This window comes from Streptomyces sp. 11x1, from assembly GCF_032598905.1.
GTDB lineage: Bacteria > Actinomycetota > Actinomycetes > Streptomycetales > Streptomycetaceae > Streptomyces.
In genome coordinates this window covers 1,261,181-1,277,231 of record NZ_CP122458.1, presented here as the reverse complement: position 1 = coordinate 1,277,231, position 16,051 = coordinate 1,261,181, and the positions used below count along the sequence as shown (strand labels likewise).

13 protein-coding genes and 1 pseudogene are annotated in these 16,051 nt (G+C 70.6%); 11 read left to right on the top strand and 3 right to left on the bottom strand.

The window, feature by feature from the left end; all coding sequences use genetic code 11:
* The first annotated feature begins 6 nt into the window (after nucleotides 1-6).
* The 8 genes and pseudogenes from P8T65_RS05995 to P8T65_RS05960 all read left to right on the top strand — a co-directional run.
* A complete protein-coding gene (locus tag P8T65_RS05995) occupies nucleotides 7-1,260 on the top strand; it encodes a glycosyltransferase (protein ID WP_316724335.1) in 1,254 nt (417 codons plus the stop codon).
* A gap of 355 nt (nucleotides 1,261-1,615) precedes the next feature.
* The gene (locus P8T65_RS05990) at nucleotides 1,616-3,118 is read left to right on the top strand and encodes an NDP-hexose 2,3-dehydratase family protein (protein ID WP_316724334.1); all 1,503 of its coding nucleotides are present in this window, start codon (nucleotides 1,616-1,618) and stop codon (nucleotides 3,116-3,118) included.
* Entirely contained in the window at nucleotides 3,118-4,167 is a 1,050-nt protein-coding gene (locus P8T65_RS05985) for a Gfo/Idh/MocA family oxidoreductase (protein ID WP_316724333.1), read from the top strand. Before P8T65_RS05990 ends, P8T65_RS05985 begins: the two co-directional genes overlap by 1 nt.
* The gene (locus P8T65_RS05980; protein WP_316724332.1) at nucleotides 4,167-4,910 is read left to right on the top strand and encodes an NAD-dependent epimerase/dehydratase family protein; all 744 of its coding nucleotides are present in this window, start codon (nucleotides 4,167-4,169) and stop codon (nucleotides 4,908-4,910) included. The genes P8T65_RS05985 and P8T65_RS05980 overlap by 1 nt, the downstream gene beginning before the upstream one ends.
* Nucleotides 4,911-5,317: 407 nt before the next feature.
* Nucleotides 5,318-7,270, top strand: coding sequence for a carbamoyltransferase C-terminal domain-containing protein (locus tag P8T65_RS05975; protein ID WP_316724331.1), 1,953 nt, complete (start codon nucleotides 5,318-5,320; stop codon nucleotides 7,268-7,270).
* 474 nt (nucleotides 7,271-7,744) lie between these two features.
* Entirely contained in the window at nucleotides 7,745-8,653 is a 909-nt protein-coding gene (gene rfbA / locus P8T65_RS05970; protein WP_316724330.1) for a glucose-1-phosphate thymidylyltransferase RfbA, read from the top strand.
* A complete protein-coding gene (rfbB, locus tag P8T65_RS05965; RefSeq protein WP_316724329.1) occupies nucleotides 8,650-9,630 on the top strand; it encodes a dTDP-glucose 4,6-dehydratase in 981 nt (326 codons plus the stop codon). Before rfbA ends, rfbB begins: the two co-directional genes overlap by 4 nt.
* A 252-nt stretch (nucleotides 9,631-9,882) precedes the next feature.
* Nucleotides 9,883-10,044 (top strand): annotated as a pseudogene (locus P8T65_RS05960) (IS30 family transposase); the annotation flags it as partial.
* A 43-nt stretch (nucleotides 10,045-10,087) separates the two neighbouring features.
* Here the strand turns inward: P8T65_RS05960 and P8T65_RS05955 are convergent.
* From P8T65_RS05955 to P8T65_RS05945, 3 genes are all read right to left on the bottom strand, one after another.
* The gene (locus tag P8T65_RS05955; RefSeq protein WP_316724328.1) at nucleotides 10,088-10,756 is read right to left on the bottom strand and encodes a class I SAM-dependent methyltransferase; all 669 of its coding nucleotides are present in this window, start codon (nucleotides 10,754-10,756) and stop codon (nucleotides 10,088-10,090) included.
* A gap of 117 nt (nucleotides 10,757-10,873) precedes the next feature.
* Nucleotides 10,874-11,197 (bottom strand): hypothetical protein, encoded by a 324-nt coding sequence (locus P8T65_RS05950; protein ID WP_316724327.1) that lies wholly within the window; start codon nucleotides 11,195-11,197, stop codon nucleotides 10,874-10,876.
* A gap of 20 nt (nucleotides 11,198-11,217) precedes the next feature.
* On the bottom strand, nucleotides 11,218-12,003 hold the full coding sequence (locus P8T65_RS05945) for an alpha/beta fold hydrolase (protein ID WP_316724326.1): 786 nt from the start codon (nucleotides 12,001-12,003) through the stop codon (nucleotides 11,218-11,220).
* Between the two features lie 203 nt (nucleotides 12,004-12,206).
* Between P8T65_RS05945 and P8T65_RS05940 the strand changes: the two genes are divergently transcribed.
* From P8T65_RS05940 to P8T65_RS05930, 3 genes are all read left to right on the top strand, one after another.
* On the top strand, nucleotides 12,207-13,031 hold the full coding sequence (locus tag P8T65_RS05940; protein ID WP_399098412.1) for a metallophosphoesterase family protein: 825 nt from the start codon (nucleotides 12,207-12,209) through the stop codon (nucleotides 13,029-13,031).
* Nucleotides 13,028-13,708, top strand: a complete 681-nt coding sequence (locus P8T65_RS05935) for a 4'-phosphopantetheinyl transferase superfamily protein (protein WP_316724324.1) — start codon at nucleotides 13,028-13,030, stop codon at nucleotides 13,706-13,708. Before P8T65_RS05940 ends, P8T65_RS05935 begins: the two co-directional genes overlap by 4 nt.
* Before the next feature lie 171 nt (nucleotides 13,709-13,879).
* Entirely contained in the window at nucleotides 13,880-15,928 is a 2,049-nt protein-coding gene (locus P8T65_RS05930; RefSeq protein WP_316724323.1) for a BTAD domain-containing putative transcriptional regulator, read from the top strand.
* Nucleotides 15,929-16,051: the final 123 nt, after the last annotated feature.

Here is a 16,051-nt window from a genome sequence, read left to right as displayed (position 1 = left end):
AGAACGATGCGGATCGTCCTGCTGACCATTGGTTCGCGCGGTGACGTGCAGCCGTTCGTGGTGCTCGGCGTTGAGCTGAAGGCTCGTGGGCACGAGGTGGTGCTGGCAGCCGGGGCGGAGTTCAGGAGCATGGCCGACCGGGCCGGTCTCGGCTTCCGGGCTCTCGAAGCGCTGCCCGCCGGGTACGCCGACTCGGTGCTGCGCGATCCGAAGGTGCGGGCCGCCTTGCGGCGTGGGCCGTCGATGTACCGGATGGCCATGGCGGCGCCACGGCTGACCGGTGCCCAGCAGCAGGCCCTGATCGACGAGATGGTGGCCGCCGGCGAGGGCGCGGACATGGTCGTCAACACCACGCTGACCCGGATCGGCGCGCTGGGCCGGCCGGACGTGCCGTGGTGTTCGGTCGCGTCCTGGCCGGTGACCGAGACCGCCGCGTGGCCCGCGCTGGGCGCGCCGGAGCTGTCGCTGGGCGGCGGTTACAACCGGTTCACCCACCGGGCCATGGGCGCGCTGGAGTGGCTGGTGTACCGGCCCAGCGTGAACCGCGGCCGGACCGCCGCCGGGCTGCCGCGACTCGGGCTCCGCTCACCCTTCCGTGACGACGGGGTCACCCGGCCGCTGCTGTACCAGTTCAGCCCGCACGTGGTCGCGCCGCCCGCAGACTGGCCGGAGCACTGTCACATCACCGGGTACTGGTCGGACAACGCGCGTTGGGACAATCCGGCGGAGGTGACCGAGTTCGTCGAACGCGGCGATCCGCCGCTGGTGGCCACCTTCGGCAGCTCCTGGGCGGTGGACGGTCCCGGCCTGCTCGCGGCGAGCGTGGCGGCAGCGGCGGCGACCGGACACCGGCTGCTGGTCGTCGGCGGCCCGGACGGCCCGCTGCCCGCCGGCGTCGAGGCGATCCGGACCGAAAGCGCCGACTTCGTCTGGCTGCTGCCCCGCGCCGCCGCCGTACTGCACCACGGCGGCCAGGGCACCACCGCGGCCGTGGTGTCCGCCGGTGTGCCACAGGTCGTCGTACCTTGCTATGCGGACCAGCCGGTGTGGGCGAGCCGGATGGCCACGCTGGGCGTCGCACCGCCGCCGGTACCGTTCTCCCGGTTGACCGGCGACCGGCTGGCCGCCGCCGTACGAACCGCCGTCGACGATCCGGCGATCGCCACTCGGGCGGCGGCGCTGGCGGCGGCGGTGCGCGCTGATCGAGGCGTGGCCGCCGCCGCAGACGTCATCGAGAAGCACGCCGTCACCTGGCGCTGACGGCTTCCGGTGGCAGCCCCTCCCCAGCCGGAACTGGAGGAACCTTGACCGCTCGCCTGGCTTCGGCAGGAAGATCCGACCCTCGCGAGTCGCACTTTCTGCTTCACGGGCGGTGGTCGACCCGCTTTCACGGCGATGGCCGGAGTGCCGGCCATCGGTCTTGCACGAGCTCCACAGTCTTCATCCCCGCCGGCCCGGTGGTGGGCCGGTCCGCAGCTCGGTTTCACCCCGGAGCGGCTGACCGAACGCACACGACGCTCGTTCGCCCTTCGGGTGAACCGCGTTTCTGGTCCTGCTCCGCAGAAGTTCGTTCTCTTCCCGGCCCGAAGGCCGGGGTATACACGAAGGAGTCCGAATGACCGCATCCCCGGTCACCCCCGGCGGTCTACTTCGGACCCACGACCCGTCGGCGGCGCTGCGTGTCGTCCGATCAGCACGGTCCACCCAGGGCACCGTGACGGCCACACCGGACTTCCGGTCCTGGTTCGCCGAACGGCTGGCCGTGGCCAGGACCACCACGGTCGCCGGTATCGACTTCGCCGACCTGGTCGGCTGGCGTTTCGCTGACGACACCGGCAACCTGGTGCACGACAGCGGAAAGTTCTTCGCCATCGAGGGCCTGTCGGTGGCCGCCGCTCACGGCCCGGTGGCGAGCTGGTCGCAGCCGATCATCAATCAGCCGGAGACCGGCGTGCTGGGCATCCTGGTCAAGGAGTTCGACGGGGTGCTGCACTGCCTGATGCAGGCCAAGATGGAGCCGGGCAACTGCAACGTGCTGCAACTGTCCCCGACCGTGCAGGCCACGCAGAGCAACTACACCGCGGTGCACCGCGGCCGCCCGGTGCCCTATGTGGACATGTTCCTGTCCGCGCCACCGCAGTCGGTGCTCGCCGACGTGCTGCAGTCCGAGCAAGGCTCGTGGTTCTACCGCAAACGCAACCGCAACATCGTCGTGGAGGCCACCGCGGACGTCGAGGTGCTGCCCGGCTTCTGCTGGCTGTCACTGGGCCAGGTGCACGCGCTGCTCGCCGAGGACCACCTGGTCAACATGAACACGCGCACTGTGCTGTCCTGCCTGTCCTTCTCCGGACCGAACCTCGTGGGCGAGCTGGGCTGTGGCGCGTCCGGGTTCCGGGCGGCCCTCGTGCGGTCGATCGGAACGGAGTGGGGCGCACTGCACACCGACGGCGAGATCCTGAGCTGGATCACCGACCTGCGGTCCCGCCGCGAGGTCGAGGCCACCCCGATCCCGCTGTGCGACGTGCGCGGCTGGCGCCGGCAGTCCGACCGGATCACTCACGACACGGGCGTCTTCTTCGACGTCCGCGCGGTCGCGGTGGACGGCGGGGGCCGCGAGATCGACAGCTGGACGCAGCCGATGATCGCCCCGCACGGGCTCGGCGTCGTGGCGTTCCTGGTCGCCCGGTTCTCCGGAGTGTTGCACATACTGGTCGGCGTCCAGGTGGAGCCGGGGCTCGTGGACTTCGTCGAGCTGGCGCCGACGGTGCAGTGCACGCCGGACAGCTACGAGCACCTGCCGGCCGAGGCCAGGCCGCCGTTCCTGGACGACGTGCTGGCCGCGCCGGCCGACCGGATCCGGTTCGACAGCGAGCTCTCCGAGGAGGGCGGCCGGTTCTTCCACGCCCGTACCCGGCACGTGATCGTCGAGGTCGACCCGGTGGTGGCGCACGGCGCAGGACCGGCCCGGCACCGGTGGATGACCATGGCCCAGATCGTCGGGTTGCTACGGCACAGCCACTACGTGAACGTGCAGGCCCGCAGTCTGGTGGCGTGCCTGCACAGCCTCGTGGCTCGCCTCGATGACGACGGTCCGCTCGCGCAGGGTGGGGGCGCCTGATGGTCCGGCCTCTCGCGGAACCCGCCCCCGGAGCGGACTTCGACCCGGCGGCGACGGTGCGGATCGGTGTGCTGGGGGCGGCATCCGTCGCGTGGCGGCGCATGCTACCCGCTCTGACCGGTACGGCCGGGGTGTCGGTCGCGGCCATCGCGAGCCGGGATCGGTCCAGGGCCGCGGCGTTCACCGAGCGGTTCGGCGGCGAGCCGATCGAAGGGTACGCGGCGCTGTTGGAGCGCGCCGACATCGACGCCGTCTACGTCCCGCTGCCGAACTCCCTCCATCACGAGTGGGCTGCGGCCGCGCTCGCGGCCGGAAAGCATGTCCTGGCGGAGAAACCGCTGACGACGTGCGCCGCCGACACCGCTGATCTGGTGCGCCTGGCCGAAGTGAACAACCTCGTGCTGCGGGAGAACTTCACGTTCCTGCACCACCCGGTGCACGCCGTCGTGCGGAACCTGGTGACCGCCGGTCGAATCGGCGAGCCTCGGCACTTCACCAGCTCGTTCTGCTTCCCGCCGCTTCCCGTCGCCGACGTGCGTTACCGGCCCGAACTGGGCGGCGGGGCGTTGCTGGACGCCGGTGTCTACCCGATCCGGGCGGCACAACTGTTGTTCGGCAACGAGATCGAGGTCGCCGGCGCGGTGCTGCAGGTGGATCCGGTCACCGGAGTCGACGTGTCCGGCAGTGCGCTGCTCACGACCGGCGACGTGGTCGTGACGGCCGAGTTCGGCTTCCGGCACGGCTACGGTTCCCGCTACCGGCTGTGGGGCTCGTCCGCCCAGCTGCTGCTGGAGCGCGCGTTCACCCCACCCGCGACCCATCAGCCGGTGCTGCGCATCGACGAACAGGACCATGCCGAGGAGATCGTGACGCGGGCCGCCGACCAGTTCGCCCGAGCGGCTGCCGCATTCACCGCCGAGGTCCGGGCCCGCCGAGTCGGCGTGCCGAACTCGACAGCGGCGTCCAACGCCGACACCCTGTGCACCGCCGAACTTCTTGACGCCATCAGGGCATCCGCTCGCGTCGTCACCGTGTCCGGAGGACACTGATGCTCGTCATCGGCCGGGGCTTCATCGCAAGCCACCTCAGCACGATCGCCGACCGGCACCCGCACGCTGTGGTGGTGGCTGCCGGTGTGTCCAGCACACGGGTGACCGATCCGGCGGAGTTCGCCAGGGAGCGGGCGCTCATGGCCGATGTGACGCAGCGCTGCCTGCGAGAGAACCTGACCGCGGTGGTGCTGTCGACCGCGTCGCACGCGATGTACGGCTCGACCGACCACATCGTGGAGGAACGGGAACCCGTCTCGCCGAGTTCGCCCTACGGGCGGCACAAACTCGGGCTGGAGCGTCAGGTGGCGGACTCGGGCGCGAACTGGCTCGTGCTGCGGCTGACGCACGTCGTCGGCGCACGACAGCGGCCGCACCAACTGCTGCCCGCGTTCGTCGAGCAGGTGCGTTCGGGAACCGTCCGACTGTACCGGGACACCTACCGAGATCTGGTCGACGTGCGCGACGTCGTGTCCATCGTGGACGGTCTGCTGGCGGCCGGCGTGCACGGCGAGGTGGTGCACGTCGCCTCCGGCACACCGGTTCCGGTGACCGCGATCGCCGCCGGGGTGCGGGCTCGGATGTGCCTGCCGGCCCGGCTCGAGGTCGTCGACGCCCCGCCGGTGCGCACGACGGTCTCCACCGCCCGGTTGCGGGCCCTGCTGCCGACCGCCGTCCTGCCGGGCGGCGCCGGCCACCTCGATCGGCTCCTCGACCGGTACGTGGCCGACTACGCCGGCTGAGCTCGCGCCGGGTATGGCGCGCCGAACTGCTTGTCGAACTCGGCGAGGCCGAGTTCCGCAGCCTCGAGAGCGGGGGCCGTGCGGATCGCCTTCATGGCCACCCTGTCGGCCACCGACGCCACCGCGAGCCCTGAGCCTGCGGTATCGGCTTCCGCCGCCGCGCACCGGCTTGTCGTCCTGACCAGGTGCTTCCGGTCCAGCCGTCGGCGATATTCATCCGCTATCCGTCCCGCCTAGGCTGCTGCAGAACTCCCAGGGCCCGCATCCACTCAGTGTCGTGGTCCGGCAGGGGCCGCAGCCTGACGGCAGGCGGATTGTCAAGTCAACGACGAGTTGGGGTGGTCACCATGTTGGTGCTCGGGTTGAGTGGAAACTTCTCCGCGCGGGACTCGGATCTGGTCCCCCTCATGCCGGACCAGTTGTTCCACGACTCGGCTGCGTGTCTGGTGCGGGACGGCGAGGTGATCGCCGCCGTCGAGGAGGAACGGTTCAACCGGATCAAGAAGACCACCAAGTTCCCGGTCAACGCGATCCGCGCGTGCCTGGATGTGGCGGGGGTGACGGTCGACCAGCTCGACGGCGTGGCGTACTACTTCCCTGAGGACTTCGTCGACACCACGCTCAACTTCTTCTACACCGTCCACCCGAAGGTGCCCACGGTGTACTGCCGCCAGCTGATCAAGCAGTGGTTCGCCGAGGAGTTCGACTGGGATCTCGGCGACGACAAGCTCGTCTTCACCCCGCACCACGACGCGCACGCGATAGCGGCGGTGGCCCGGTCCGGCATGCCGGAGTCGCTGGTGCTGGTCCTGGACGGCCGCGGCGAGGAGAACTCCGGCACCGTCTACCGGGCGGGCGGGGGACAGCTGGAGAAGCTGGCCGACTACCCGGTCTTCAAGTCACTGGGCATGCTCTACCTCAACGCCACCCAGCTTCTCGGCTACGGCTTCGGCGACGAGTACAAGGTGATGGGCCTGGCACCCTACGGCGACCCGGCGACCTTCCGCGATGCCGTCAGCTCGCTGTACCTGTTGGGCGACAAGGGCGACTACAACCTGCTGCCGAACATGACGGTGCCCGACCTGGTCGGCCCGTCGATGCTCGCGAGGGGCATCACGCCGCGCCGCAAGGGCGAGCCGTTCACCCAGCAGCACAAGGACCTCGCCGCCGCGACCCAGGAGGCGCTGGAGAAGATCGTGCTGCACGTGCTGACGCACTGGGCCGAGTCGACCGGCCTGTCCCGGCTGTGCTTCGGCGGCGGCGTGGCCCACAATTCCACCCTGAACGGCAACATCCTGCGCTCCGGACTGTTCCGCGAGGTGTTCGTGCACCCGGCGTCGCACGACGCCGGCGCGAGCGAGGGTGCCGCTTTCCTCGCGGCCGACCAGCTGGGCGGTGCGGCCCGGCCGGTCCGTCGGTCCCGCACCGCGAGCTCGGGCCCCGCGCTGGGTACCGAGGCGGAGGTCCGCGACCGCCTGAGCGCGTGGGGTTCGGCGCTCGACTTCGAGCGGCACGAGGACATCGTGCCGGTCGCGGCCGGACTGCTGGCCGACGGCGCGGTCCTGGGCTGGGCGCAAGGACGTTCGGAGTTCGGCCCGCGGGCGCTGGGCAACCGGAGCATCATCGCGGACGCCCGGCCGGCGGAGAACCAGACCAGGATCAACGCGATGGTGAAGCAGCGGGAGAGCTACCGGCCGTTCGCGCCCGTGGTCACCGCCGAGGCCGCCGCCGACTACTTCGACCTGCCCGCCACCGAGGCGAACTACGACTTCATGTCCTACGTGGTTCCCGTCCGCGAGGAGCGCCGGCCGGAACTGGGCGCGGTCACCCACATCGACGGCACCGCGCGAGTGCAGGTCGTCGACCCGGTCGCGAACGAACGGTTCCACCGGCTCGTCGCGGCCTTCGGCGAGCGCACCGGGACACCGGTGCTGCTCAACACGTCCTTCAACAACAACGCAGAGCCGATCGTGCAGACCATCGACGACGTGGTGACGTGCTTCCTCACCACCGATCTGGATTACCTGGTGGTCGAGGACTTCCTGGTGCGCCGGCGTTCGGCGGACCCATCGGCCGACCTGGACGCACTCGTTCCCCGGTTGCGGCCGGTGACCAGGCTGGCGCGCCGGCTCGGCACCGGGGCCGCCGCAGCAGGTCCCGCCTGGCACGAGATCTCCCTGGACTACGCCGGAGCTCCGGTGACCAGGGTGTCGGAGGAACTGTTCACACTGCTCAGCGTCGTGGACGGCGTGCGCTCCGTCGGCGAGCTGGCGAAGGAGGCCGGCGTCGTCCCCGACGAGGTGCGTGCCGAGCTGTACGAAGTCTGGCAGCAGCGGTACCTGACGCTGACCCCGGCCTGACGCCCGTCCGGCGGAGTGACGGCCTCGAGGAGCGCTGCCCGCAGGGTTCGCCGAGTCGGTGCTGCGCGATCCGATGGTGCGGGCCGCCCTGCGGCGTGGGCCGTCGATCCGAGCAGACGCACGCACCGGGAATCGGTGCGGCTCCCGTGCCGTCATGGACGCCCTCGGTCAGCAGGGCATGGGTGACGATGTTCGGGCAGGCACGGTCTCGCTCGGTTCTCATGGGTCTTCGACAACCACATGATCACCGGCGCCGTGCCATCTGCCTGCCCGGGGAACATCCGTGCCAAGAACGGGACATGACGTCACGTCATGTACGAGACCGGCGAACCGGACCGATCCCGACCATGCAATGACCCTGCTCGAAGTCCCCCGCGCTGGTCGTCGGCCCCGCCCCCCAGGACGCGCATGAGAACGGCTCAGGACGGGCCCCCGACGATGCCCGAACACCGATCACGAGGGAGCGTGGAGCGCATGAAGGGGATCATTCTGGCGGGCGGCAACGGCACCCGCCTGCAGCCCCTCACGTTCGCGGGTTCCAAACAACTCGCGCCGGTCTACGACAAGCCGATGATCTACTACCCGCTCTCCATGCTCATGCTGGCGGGCATCCGGGACATCCTCATCATCACGCGTCCTGCCGACCTCCCCGCCTTCCAGGCGCTTCTGGGCGACGGCCGGCAGCTGGGGCTGTCCCTCGACTACGCCACGCAGGACGAGCCGCGCGGCATCGCCGACGCCTTCCTCGTGGGGGAGAACCACATCCGCGGCGAGCAGTGCGCGCTGGTCCTCGGCGACAATCTCTTCCACGGCGCCAACCTGCCCATCATGCTGCGGCGTACCGCGCTGAAGATGGGTGGCTGTGTGCTGTTCGGCCACGAGGTGGCCGACCCGGAGCGGTTCGGAGTCGCCGAGATCGACGCGCAGGGTGAACTCGTCTCCATCGAGGAGAAGCCCCGCAATCCGCGCTCGAAGCTCGCCATCCCGGGGCTGTACTTCTTCGACGCCCAGGTCACGGACATCGCCAGAGAGCTGGAGCCGTCCTCCCGGGGCGAGCTGGAGATCACCGACCTGCTGCGCGTCTACCTGGAGATGGGCACCGCCGAACTGGTGTGGCTCAGCAGGGGCGTCACGTGGCTGGACACCGGCACCCATGAATCCCTGCTCGAAGCGGGCACTTTCGTGAGGGACACGCAGCGCAGGCAGGGCACCCGCCTCGCCTGCATCGAGGAGATCGCCATGCACATGGGATACATCGACCCGGACGACTGCCAGGCGCTGGGTGCGAGCATGGGCAATTCGCCCTACGGCGAGTACGTCATGGAGCGGGCGCGCCTGTGCAAGGCGGGCATGCTGCTTCCCCTTCCTTCGGAGGGGCTGTGAATCTGCTGGTCACCGGCGCCGCCGGCTTCATCGGCTCCGCTTATGTACGGATGCTGCTCGCGGGCGACACCGCACAGCGCGGCGGGGTGTCCCAGGTCACGGTGCTGGACAGCCTGACCTACGCCGGGAGCCTGGACAATCTCGATCTCGGCGATCCCCGGCTGACGTTCGTCCGGGGCGACATCTGCGACGCCCCCCTCGTCGACAAGCTGATGCAACAGGCCGACCAGGTGGTGCACTTCGCCGCCGAGTCCCATGTGGACCGCTCGATCGCCTCCGCCGACGCTTTCGTGCGCACCAACGTCACGGGCACCCAGACCCTGCTGGACGCCGCGCTGCGACACGGCGTCGACCGCTTCGTGCACGTGTCCACGGACGAGGTCTACGGTTCGGTGGAGAGCGGCTCCCGCACCGAGCGGGACCCCCTCGACCCCAACTCCCCCTACGCCGCCTCCAAGGCGGCCTCGGACCTTCTGGCCCTGTCGTACCACCGCACCCACGGCCTCGACGTGCGGGTCACCCGGTGCAGCAACAACTACGGGCCGCGGCAGTTCCCCGAGAAGATCATCCCGCTGTTCCTCACGACGCTGCTCGACGGTGGTGACGTCCCGCTGTACGGCGACGGGCTCAACCGGCGCGACTGGCTGCACGTCGAGGACCACTGCGCGGCCATCGAGCTGGTCCGCGCCGGCGGTGTCGCGGGCCGTGTCTACAACATCAGCGGCGGTATCGAGCTGAGCAACCGGGAACTGACCGCGCGGCTGCTCGCGGCAGTCGGCGCGAACTGGGCGCGCGTACGGCAGGTACCGGACCGCAAGGGCCACGACAGGCGCTATGCGATCGACTGCACCAGGTTGCGGACCGAGTTGGGCTACCGCCCGCGGCACGACTTCGAGTCCGGGCTGGCCGAGACCTTCGCCTGGTATCGCGACAACCGGGACTGGTGGGAGCCCCTCAAGCGCCGGCAGCCCGCCTGAGAGCGCGTGGCCGGCGTGCACCGGCGCCGGCCACGGGGCCACTGGGCGCTCTGCCCGATGAGTGCGACTCGCTGCCCGCGGCCCCCCGTGCCGACGCCGGTGCGACGGCTGCCCCGCCAGGATCTCCTCGGCCGCGCTGTCGGGCGTGACGAGCACCCACTCGTCGAGATCGACCCCCGCGTGCGATGCGGCACTGTGCCACCGCCGCATACGGCCGATCGGCACGGCGAGCCGCTGGGTCGGCTCGGTGCCCTGCCCGCCATCGGCACCCTTATGGCGTTACTGGCCTGGGACCAGGGCTCGGAGATGGCAGCCCACAAGGCGTTCACCATCGCCACCGGCATCCCGGTCCACCTCTGCGACCCGGCCAGTCCCTGGCAGCGGGGATCGAACGAGGATACGAACGGCCTGCTGTTGCTACGACCCCTCGAATTCCCCCCGACCGGAGCCGGCGCCGTCAGGCGTCCTTGCGCCGGGCGAGCGTGATGCCGTCGGCCATGGTGAGCATGCTCAGGTCCACCCGGTCGTCCGCGCACAGGCGGGCATTGAGTTCACGGATGCCCGCGGTGTCGGCGTCCGTGAACTGCGGATCGGTGACCCGGCCGAAGAAGAGCGTGTTGTCCACGACGACGAGGCCGCCGGGTGCGAGCAGTTCCAGGGACAGCTCGTAGTAGCGCGGGTAGTTCGCCTTGTCCGCGTCGATGAACACCAGGTCGAAGACGCCCTGGCCCTCGTCGGCGAGCAGCTTCTCCAGGGTCTTTGCCGCGTCGCCCACCCGGAGGTCGATCAGGCCGTCCACCCCGGCCCGCTTCCAGAACTCCGCGCCGATCGACGGCCAGCGATCGGTGATGTCGCACGTCACCAGTCGTCCGTGGGTCGGCAGGGCGCGGGCCATGCACAGGGTGCTGTAGCCGGTGAAGGTGCCGATCTCCAGGACGGCGGCCGCCCGGGTGAGCCGGACCAGCAGCGCGAGCAACTGCCCTTCCTCCGCGGGTACCTGAAGGGCCACGCCGCCGGGCAGCCCGGCCGTCGCTTCGCGCAGTTCCAGCAGGATGTCGTCCTCGCGCAGCGAGGTCTGCCTGACGTACTCGAGAAGCTGTGGCGTCATGCCGAGCTGCTCAGCCATGGGGGATCTCCGTCCCGGTGGGAGTCGGTGTGAGCGGCACGCCGGGCGGCGGGGGAGCGCCGGACGGCGAGCCGTGCGTGCTCGGGTACGGACCCGCCTCGGCGTCGTTCCGCGCGGTCAGAGCCCGGCGGGCCCGGGGGTGGGGGAAACCTGGCGGCCGTGGCCGCCCACGCCCTCGTCGTCCGCGCCGTGCCACAGCCTGGCGTCGTAGGGAATGTCGGACACGGCAATGGTGGCTCGATCTCCGGCCGGCGGGCGGGCCGACACAGCGTCGGCCGATTCACCGACGAGCGTGCGGACATGGAGGCGCAGCCGTTCCACATCGTCGGCCAGTCTGGTGAGCGCGGGAGGCTCGCCGAATCCGGAGGACCGCAGTGAGTCGACGCAGTGCGCCAGCCGGTCGACGGTACCGAGCAGTTCTCTGATGGCGGCTGGGGGCATCGAGCTTCCTCCGAGTCTGCCTAATGAGTGCCCGCGCCGAAGACCGGGAGCGAGCTCAGGCGATCGCGGACCGTGCTGTGCACCGCGTCCGGATGATCATTGAGAAAGAAGTGACCGCCCTTGAACACCTGCGTGGTGAACGGCCCCTCCGTGTACTCGCGCCACGCCTCGACCTCCGCCACGGCCGCACGCGGGTCGGCGTCCCCCGTCAGCGCCACCACCGGGCAGCGCAGTGGCGGCCCGGGCACATGTACATAGGTCTCCGCCGCGCGATAGTCGCCGCGTATGGCGGGCATGACCATCTGGAGGATCTCCGGGTCGGCCAGTGCCACGGCGCCGGATCCGCCCAGCAGCTCCAACTCCCGCAGAATTCCCTGGTCGTCGCGCTGGTGGATGTACTCACTGCGCTCGAAGCGCGGCGCCCGGCGCCCGGAGAGGAACACGGTGACCGGGCCGTTCGCCCCGCCCTCCCGCTCCAGTCGGCGCGCCACCTCGTAGGCGAGGGTGGCGCCCATGCTGTGCCCGAACAGCGCCAGCGGCCGGTCGTCGGCCGATGCGGTCAGGACCGACACCAGCCGGTCGACCAGCTCCGGAACGTTGTCGACGCACTTCTCGGCCCGCCGGTCCTGACGGCCCGGGTACTGCACGGCCAGCACCTCCGCCGTGGGCGGCAGCGCGTTCGCCATGGCGTGGTAGGCACTCGCCGATCCGCCGGCGTGCGGGAAACAGACGAGTCGTGCCTGGGCCCGGGGGGCGGCCACGAAGCACCGGAGCCACAGGTCCGGTTCCTCGGCGCTTCGATCCATCGTCCGTCCTTCGCCCTGGTAGGTCATGTGCCTGCCGGCAACGTAACGGAGGTTAGGCAGCCCGAATCGGTGGCGGCCACCCCTAGCCACCCCCTACAACCCCCAGAGATCCTTCCAGCCACCCCAGATCCGCTGCCTCGGCGCGGGGAGCAGCCGGTAGAAAGTGCTGCATGAGATCTTCCGGACGGGTATCAGGCAGGCTCATGGCAACAAGTGATCTTCATGTGGCCTATCCGGAGAACCGGCACATCGTGGCCGGCATGCGTCCCCAGTCCGACGACGACTGGCTCATCGTGGCTGGCGACGTCGGTGAGATTACCGAGGACTTCACGTGGGCGCTGACCCTGTTGCGAGAACGATTCGACACTGTGATCTGGGCACCGGGGAACCACGAACTCTGGACCCCTCCCAGCGACCCCGTTCAGTTACGCGGGGAGGAACGATACCGCCATCTCGTGGACATCTGCCGCGGGCTCGGCGTCCTCACCCCGCAGGACCCGTACCCCGTGTGGGACGGACCGGGCGGCCCCGTCACCGTCGCACCCCTCTTCGTCCTCTACGACTACAGTTTCCGCACTCCCACCGCCGCGACCAAGGAGCAGGCGCTCGCCCAGGCCTACGAGGCCGGTGTGGTGTGCACCGACGAGATGCTCCTGCACCCCGACCCGTACCCGAGCCGCGAGGCGTGGTGCCACGCCCGGCTGGTGGAGACCGAGCGCCGGCTCGCCGAGCGCGATCCCGAGCTGCCGACCGTACTGGTCAACCACTTTCCCCTGGTACGGGATCCGACAAGGGTCCTGTACCACCCGGAGTTCGCCCAGTGGTGCGGAACCGAACAGACCGCCAAGTGGCATGTGCGGTTCGACGCCAAGGTCGTGGTCTACGGACATCTGCACATCCCCCGCACCACCTGGCACGACGGAGTCCGCTTCGAGGAGGTCTCGGTCGGCTACCCCCGCGAGCACCGGCAGCGCGGCATGCCCCGAGGCGTCCTGCGCCAGATCCTTCCGGCGGTGACCGCCCCGTGATCGACCAGTTGCTGCCCCCCACGGTCGCCTCCGCCTGGGCCCGGGAGGATCTCCCCGACACCCGACTGTTCCCCGAGGAGGAAGCGGCACTCGGCGACGCCGTCGACAAACGCCGCCGCGAGTACACCACCGTGCGGGCCTGCGCCCGCAGGGCCTTCACCCAACTCGGCATGGAACCGGCCCCCGTCGTCCCCGGGCGCCGCGGGGCGCCGCGGTGGCCGGACGGGCTGGTCGGAAGCATGACGCACTGCGCCGGCTACCGTGCCGCCGCCCTCGCCCGGGCGTCCGACGCCCTCGCCCTGGGGATCGACGCCGAGCCCCACCAGCCCCTGCCGGAGGGGGTCCTCGACGTCGTGGCCCGGCCCGAGGAACGCTCCTGGATCGCAGGGCAGGGCGGTGGTACCGGAGTGCGGTGGGACCGGCTGCTGTTCGGCGCCAAGGAAGCCGTCTTCAAGGTCTGGTACCCACTCACGGGCCGCGAACTGGACTTCGACGAGGCCGTCGTCGATTTCCGTCCCCGGGAAGTCGCCCCGGGCCACGCGTCGGGTGTCTTCGACGCCCGGCTGCTGGTGCCCGGTCCACGCATGCTCACGGAACTCTCCGGCCGCTGGCTGGTGCGGGACGGCCTGTCCGTCACCGCGATCGTCCTGCCCGCTCGGCCACCCGTACACGGGTGACCGCTGCGGAAAGGGTTCCACCCACTGTCGCGTCGCGTGGTGCGCCTCCAGCGTGCCACGGGGGACCTCGCGATCGACGGAATCGCATCATGTTTTCGTAGGGGTGAGGCAGTTATGGAGTTCTTGTTGCTAGGTCCCCTGGTCATCCGGTCGGGCGGGAACGAGTTGAGAGTGCCCGCCGCGAGGCAGCGGGTGATTCTCGCCGCCCTCGTGCTCAACGCGAACCGAGTGGTCCCGGTGGACAACATCGCGAGCTTTGTCTGGGACGGCACCCCGCCGCCCAGCGCCGTCGCCACGATCCGCACCTATGTCATGCGGTTACGTCAGGTCCTGGGCATGGACGGGAGGGCAAGGATCACCACCCGAGCGCCCGGCTACCTGATCGAACTGGAGGAGGACGAGACCGACCTCGGACGGTTCACCGCCCACCGGAAGACCGCCGACGCCCTCGTCCAGGCGGGCCGCACCGCGCAAGCCGCCGAAGAACTCCGCAGAGCGCTCGCCCTGTGGCGGCACGACCCGTTGATGGACGTACCCTCGCGCACCCTCCAGGACATGGAGGTCTCTCATCTGCAGCGGCTCCATCTGCAGACCCGCATCTGGTGCGTGGACCTCGAACTCGATCTGCAGCGCCATGCCGAGATCCTGCCCGAGCTGTGGCAGCTGGTGCGGGAGAATCCGCTCCACGAGGGGCTCATCGGCCGTCTCATGCTGGCGCTGTTCCGCTCGGGCCAGCAGCCGGAGGCCCTCGACCTGTTCCAGCGGACCCGCGCCGCGCTCATCGACCAGCTCGGCACCGAGCCCGGCTCCGAACTACGGGCCGTCCAGCGGCGTATCCTGCGCGCCGAGGACGAGCCGCCGCGGCACCGGGCCGCGTTCGAGGAGCGCCCCGAGGTACACGGCGGCCCCGGCCGGCCCTGGCCCGGCTGGCCGCCCCCCGCCCAACTGCCCCAGGGCGTCACGGACTTCACCGCCCGATGCCGGGAGACCGCCGCGCTGGGACGGCTGCTGCGCGGCAAGGCGCCCGCCGCGGGGCCGGCCGCCACCGTCGTGATCAACGGTGCCGCCGGCATCGGCAAGACCGCTCTGGCACTGCACGCGGCCCACTCCGTCCGCGGTGACTTCGCCGACGGACAGGTCTACGCGGACCTGGAGGGCAGCACGGGGAACCCCGCACAACCCGCCGAGGTCCTGGCCCGGTTGCTCGTCGGTCTCGGGGTGCCCGATGTCGCGGTGCCGAGGACGATGGTCAACCGCACCTCCCTCTTCCGGTCCCTGGTCGCCGACCGCCGCATGCTCATCGTGCTCGACGACGCCATGAGCACCGCCCAGGTCCGCCCCCTCATCCCCGGCAGCGGCGGAAGCCGGGTGATCGTCACCAGCCGCCACCGGCTCGCCGACCTCGAAGGGGTCCACGACGTCACCCTGGACGCGCTCGACGAGGAAGCCTCGCTGCAACTGCTGGAACGATTCGTCGGCCGTTCCCGCATGGACGCCGAACCTGCCGCCGCACACCGGCTCGTCGAAGCGTGCGCCGGTGTGCCGCTGGCCCTGCGCATCGTCGGCACCCGGCTGCGCTCACGACCCCGCCGCAGCCTCGGAGCCCTGGCCCACCGCCTGCTCGAACAGCGGCGCCTGCTCGACGAACTGCACATCGGCGACCTGTCGGTCCGCACCGGACTCGACGCGGGATACGCCGCCCTGCGCGGCCGGTCCGTGCACGGCATCGATCTCGCGGCGGCGTTCCGCAGACTGGGCGCGGGCAACATGCCGTACGTCCGCGGCGAGACCGCGGCGGTGCTGCTGGGCTGCTCCCAGGAGAACGCCGAGGACGTGCTCGACGTGCTGGTCGACGCACACCTGCTGCGGGAGCACGACCACTCCCGCTACCACCTCGACGCCCTGGTGCGCGCGTACGCCCGTGAACGCGCCGACGCCGAGGAGTGTCCGGAGTACCAGGTGGAGACACTGCGCTGCCTGCTCCGGTGGTACCTGCACACCCTCTTCCGGAGCGTTCGCCCAGGCCGGACGGGGGAGCCGCAAGGGACGTACCTACTGCGCCCGCCGACCGTGAACTGGACGGACGACGACCGCGCCGGACTCGTCGAGGCCCTCGCCGAGGCGGAGCGGACCGGCGTCGACCTGGTCGGCCGCCGACTGGTGGGTGAACTACGGGTACGGCTGCCGCCGGTCGTGGCACCCCGGGCCGCGTCCGGGTGAACCCCGGGCGGCCGCAGACCGCCGCCCGGCCCGTCCCCACCCAGACGTCGCCGCCGTCCCCCTCCCCAGCCGTCCCCCTCCCCAGCCGTACGCCGTCCCCTCTCCCCAGCCCCCCGCCGTCCC

Coding starts and splice junctions, on each gene's coding strand:
- P8T65_RS05995 (WP_316724335.1), top strand. CDS start 7: ATGCGGATCGTCCTGCTGACCATTGGTTCGCGCGGTGACGTGCAGCCG.
- P8T65_RS05990 (WP_316724334.1), top strand. CDS start 1,616: ATGACCGCATCCCCGGTCACCCCCGGCGGTCTACTTCGGACCCACGAC.
- P8T65_RS05985 (WP_316724333.1), top strand. CDS start 3,118: ATGGTCCGGCCTCTCGCGGAACCCGCCCCCGGAGCGGACTTCGACCCG.
- P8T65_RS05980 (WP_316724332.1), top strand. CDS start 4,167: ATGCTCGTCATCGGCCGGGGCTTCATCGCAAGCCACCTCAGCACGATC.
- P8T65_RS05975 (WP_316724331.1), top strand. CDS start 5,318: ATGCCGGACCAGTTGTTCCACGACTCGGCTGCGTGTCTGGTGCGGGAC.
- rfbA (WP_316724330.1), top strand. CDS start 7,745: ATGAAGGGGATCATTCTGGCGGGCGGCAACGGCACCCGCCTGCAGCCC.
- P8T65_RS05955 (WP_316724328.1), bottom strand. CDS start 10,756: ATGGCTGAGCAGCTCGGCATGACGCCACAGCTTCTCGAGTACGTCAGG.
- P8T65_RS05950 (WP_316724327.1), bottom strand. CDS start 11,197: ATGCCCCCAGCCGCCATCAGAGAACTGCTCGGTACCGTCGACCGGCTG.
- P8T65_RS05945 (WP_316724326.1), bottom strand. CDS start 12,003: ATGGATCGAAGCGCCGAGGAACCGGACCTGTGGCTCCGGTGCTTCGTG.
- P8T65_RS05940 (WP_399098412.1), top strand. CDS start 12,207: ATGGCAACAAGTGATCTTCATGTGGCCTATCCGGAGAACCGGCACATC.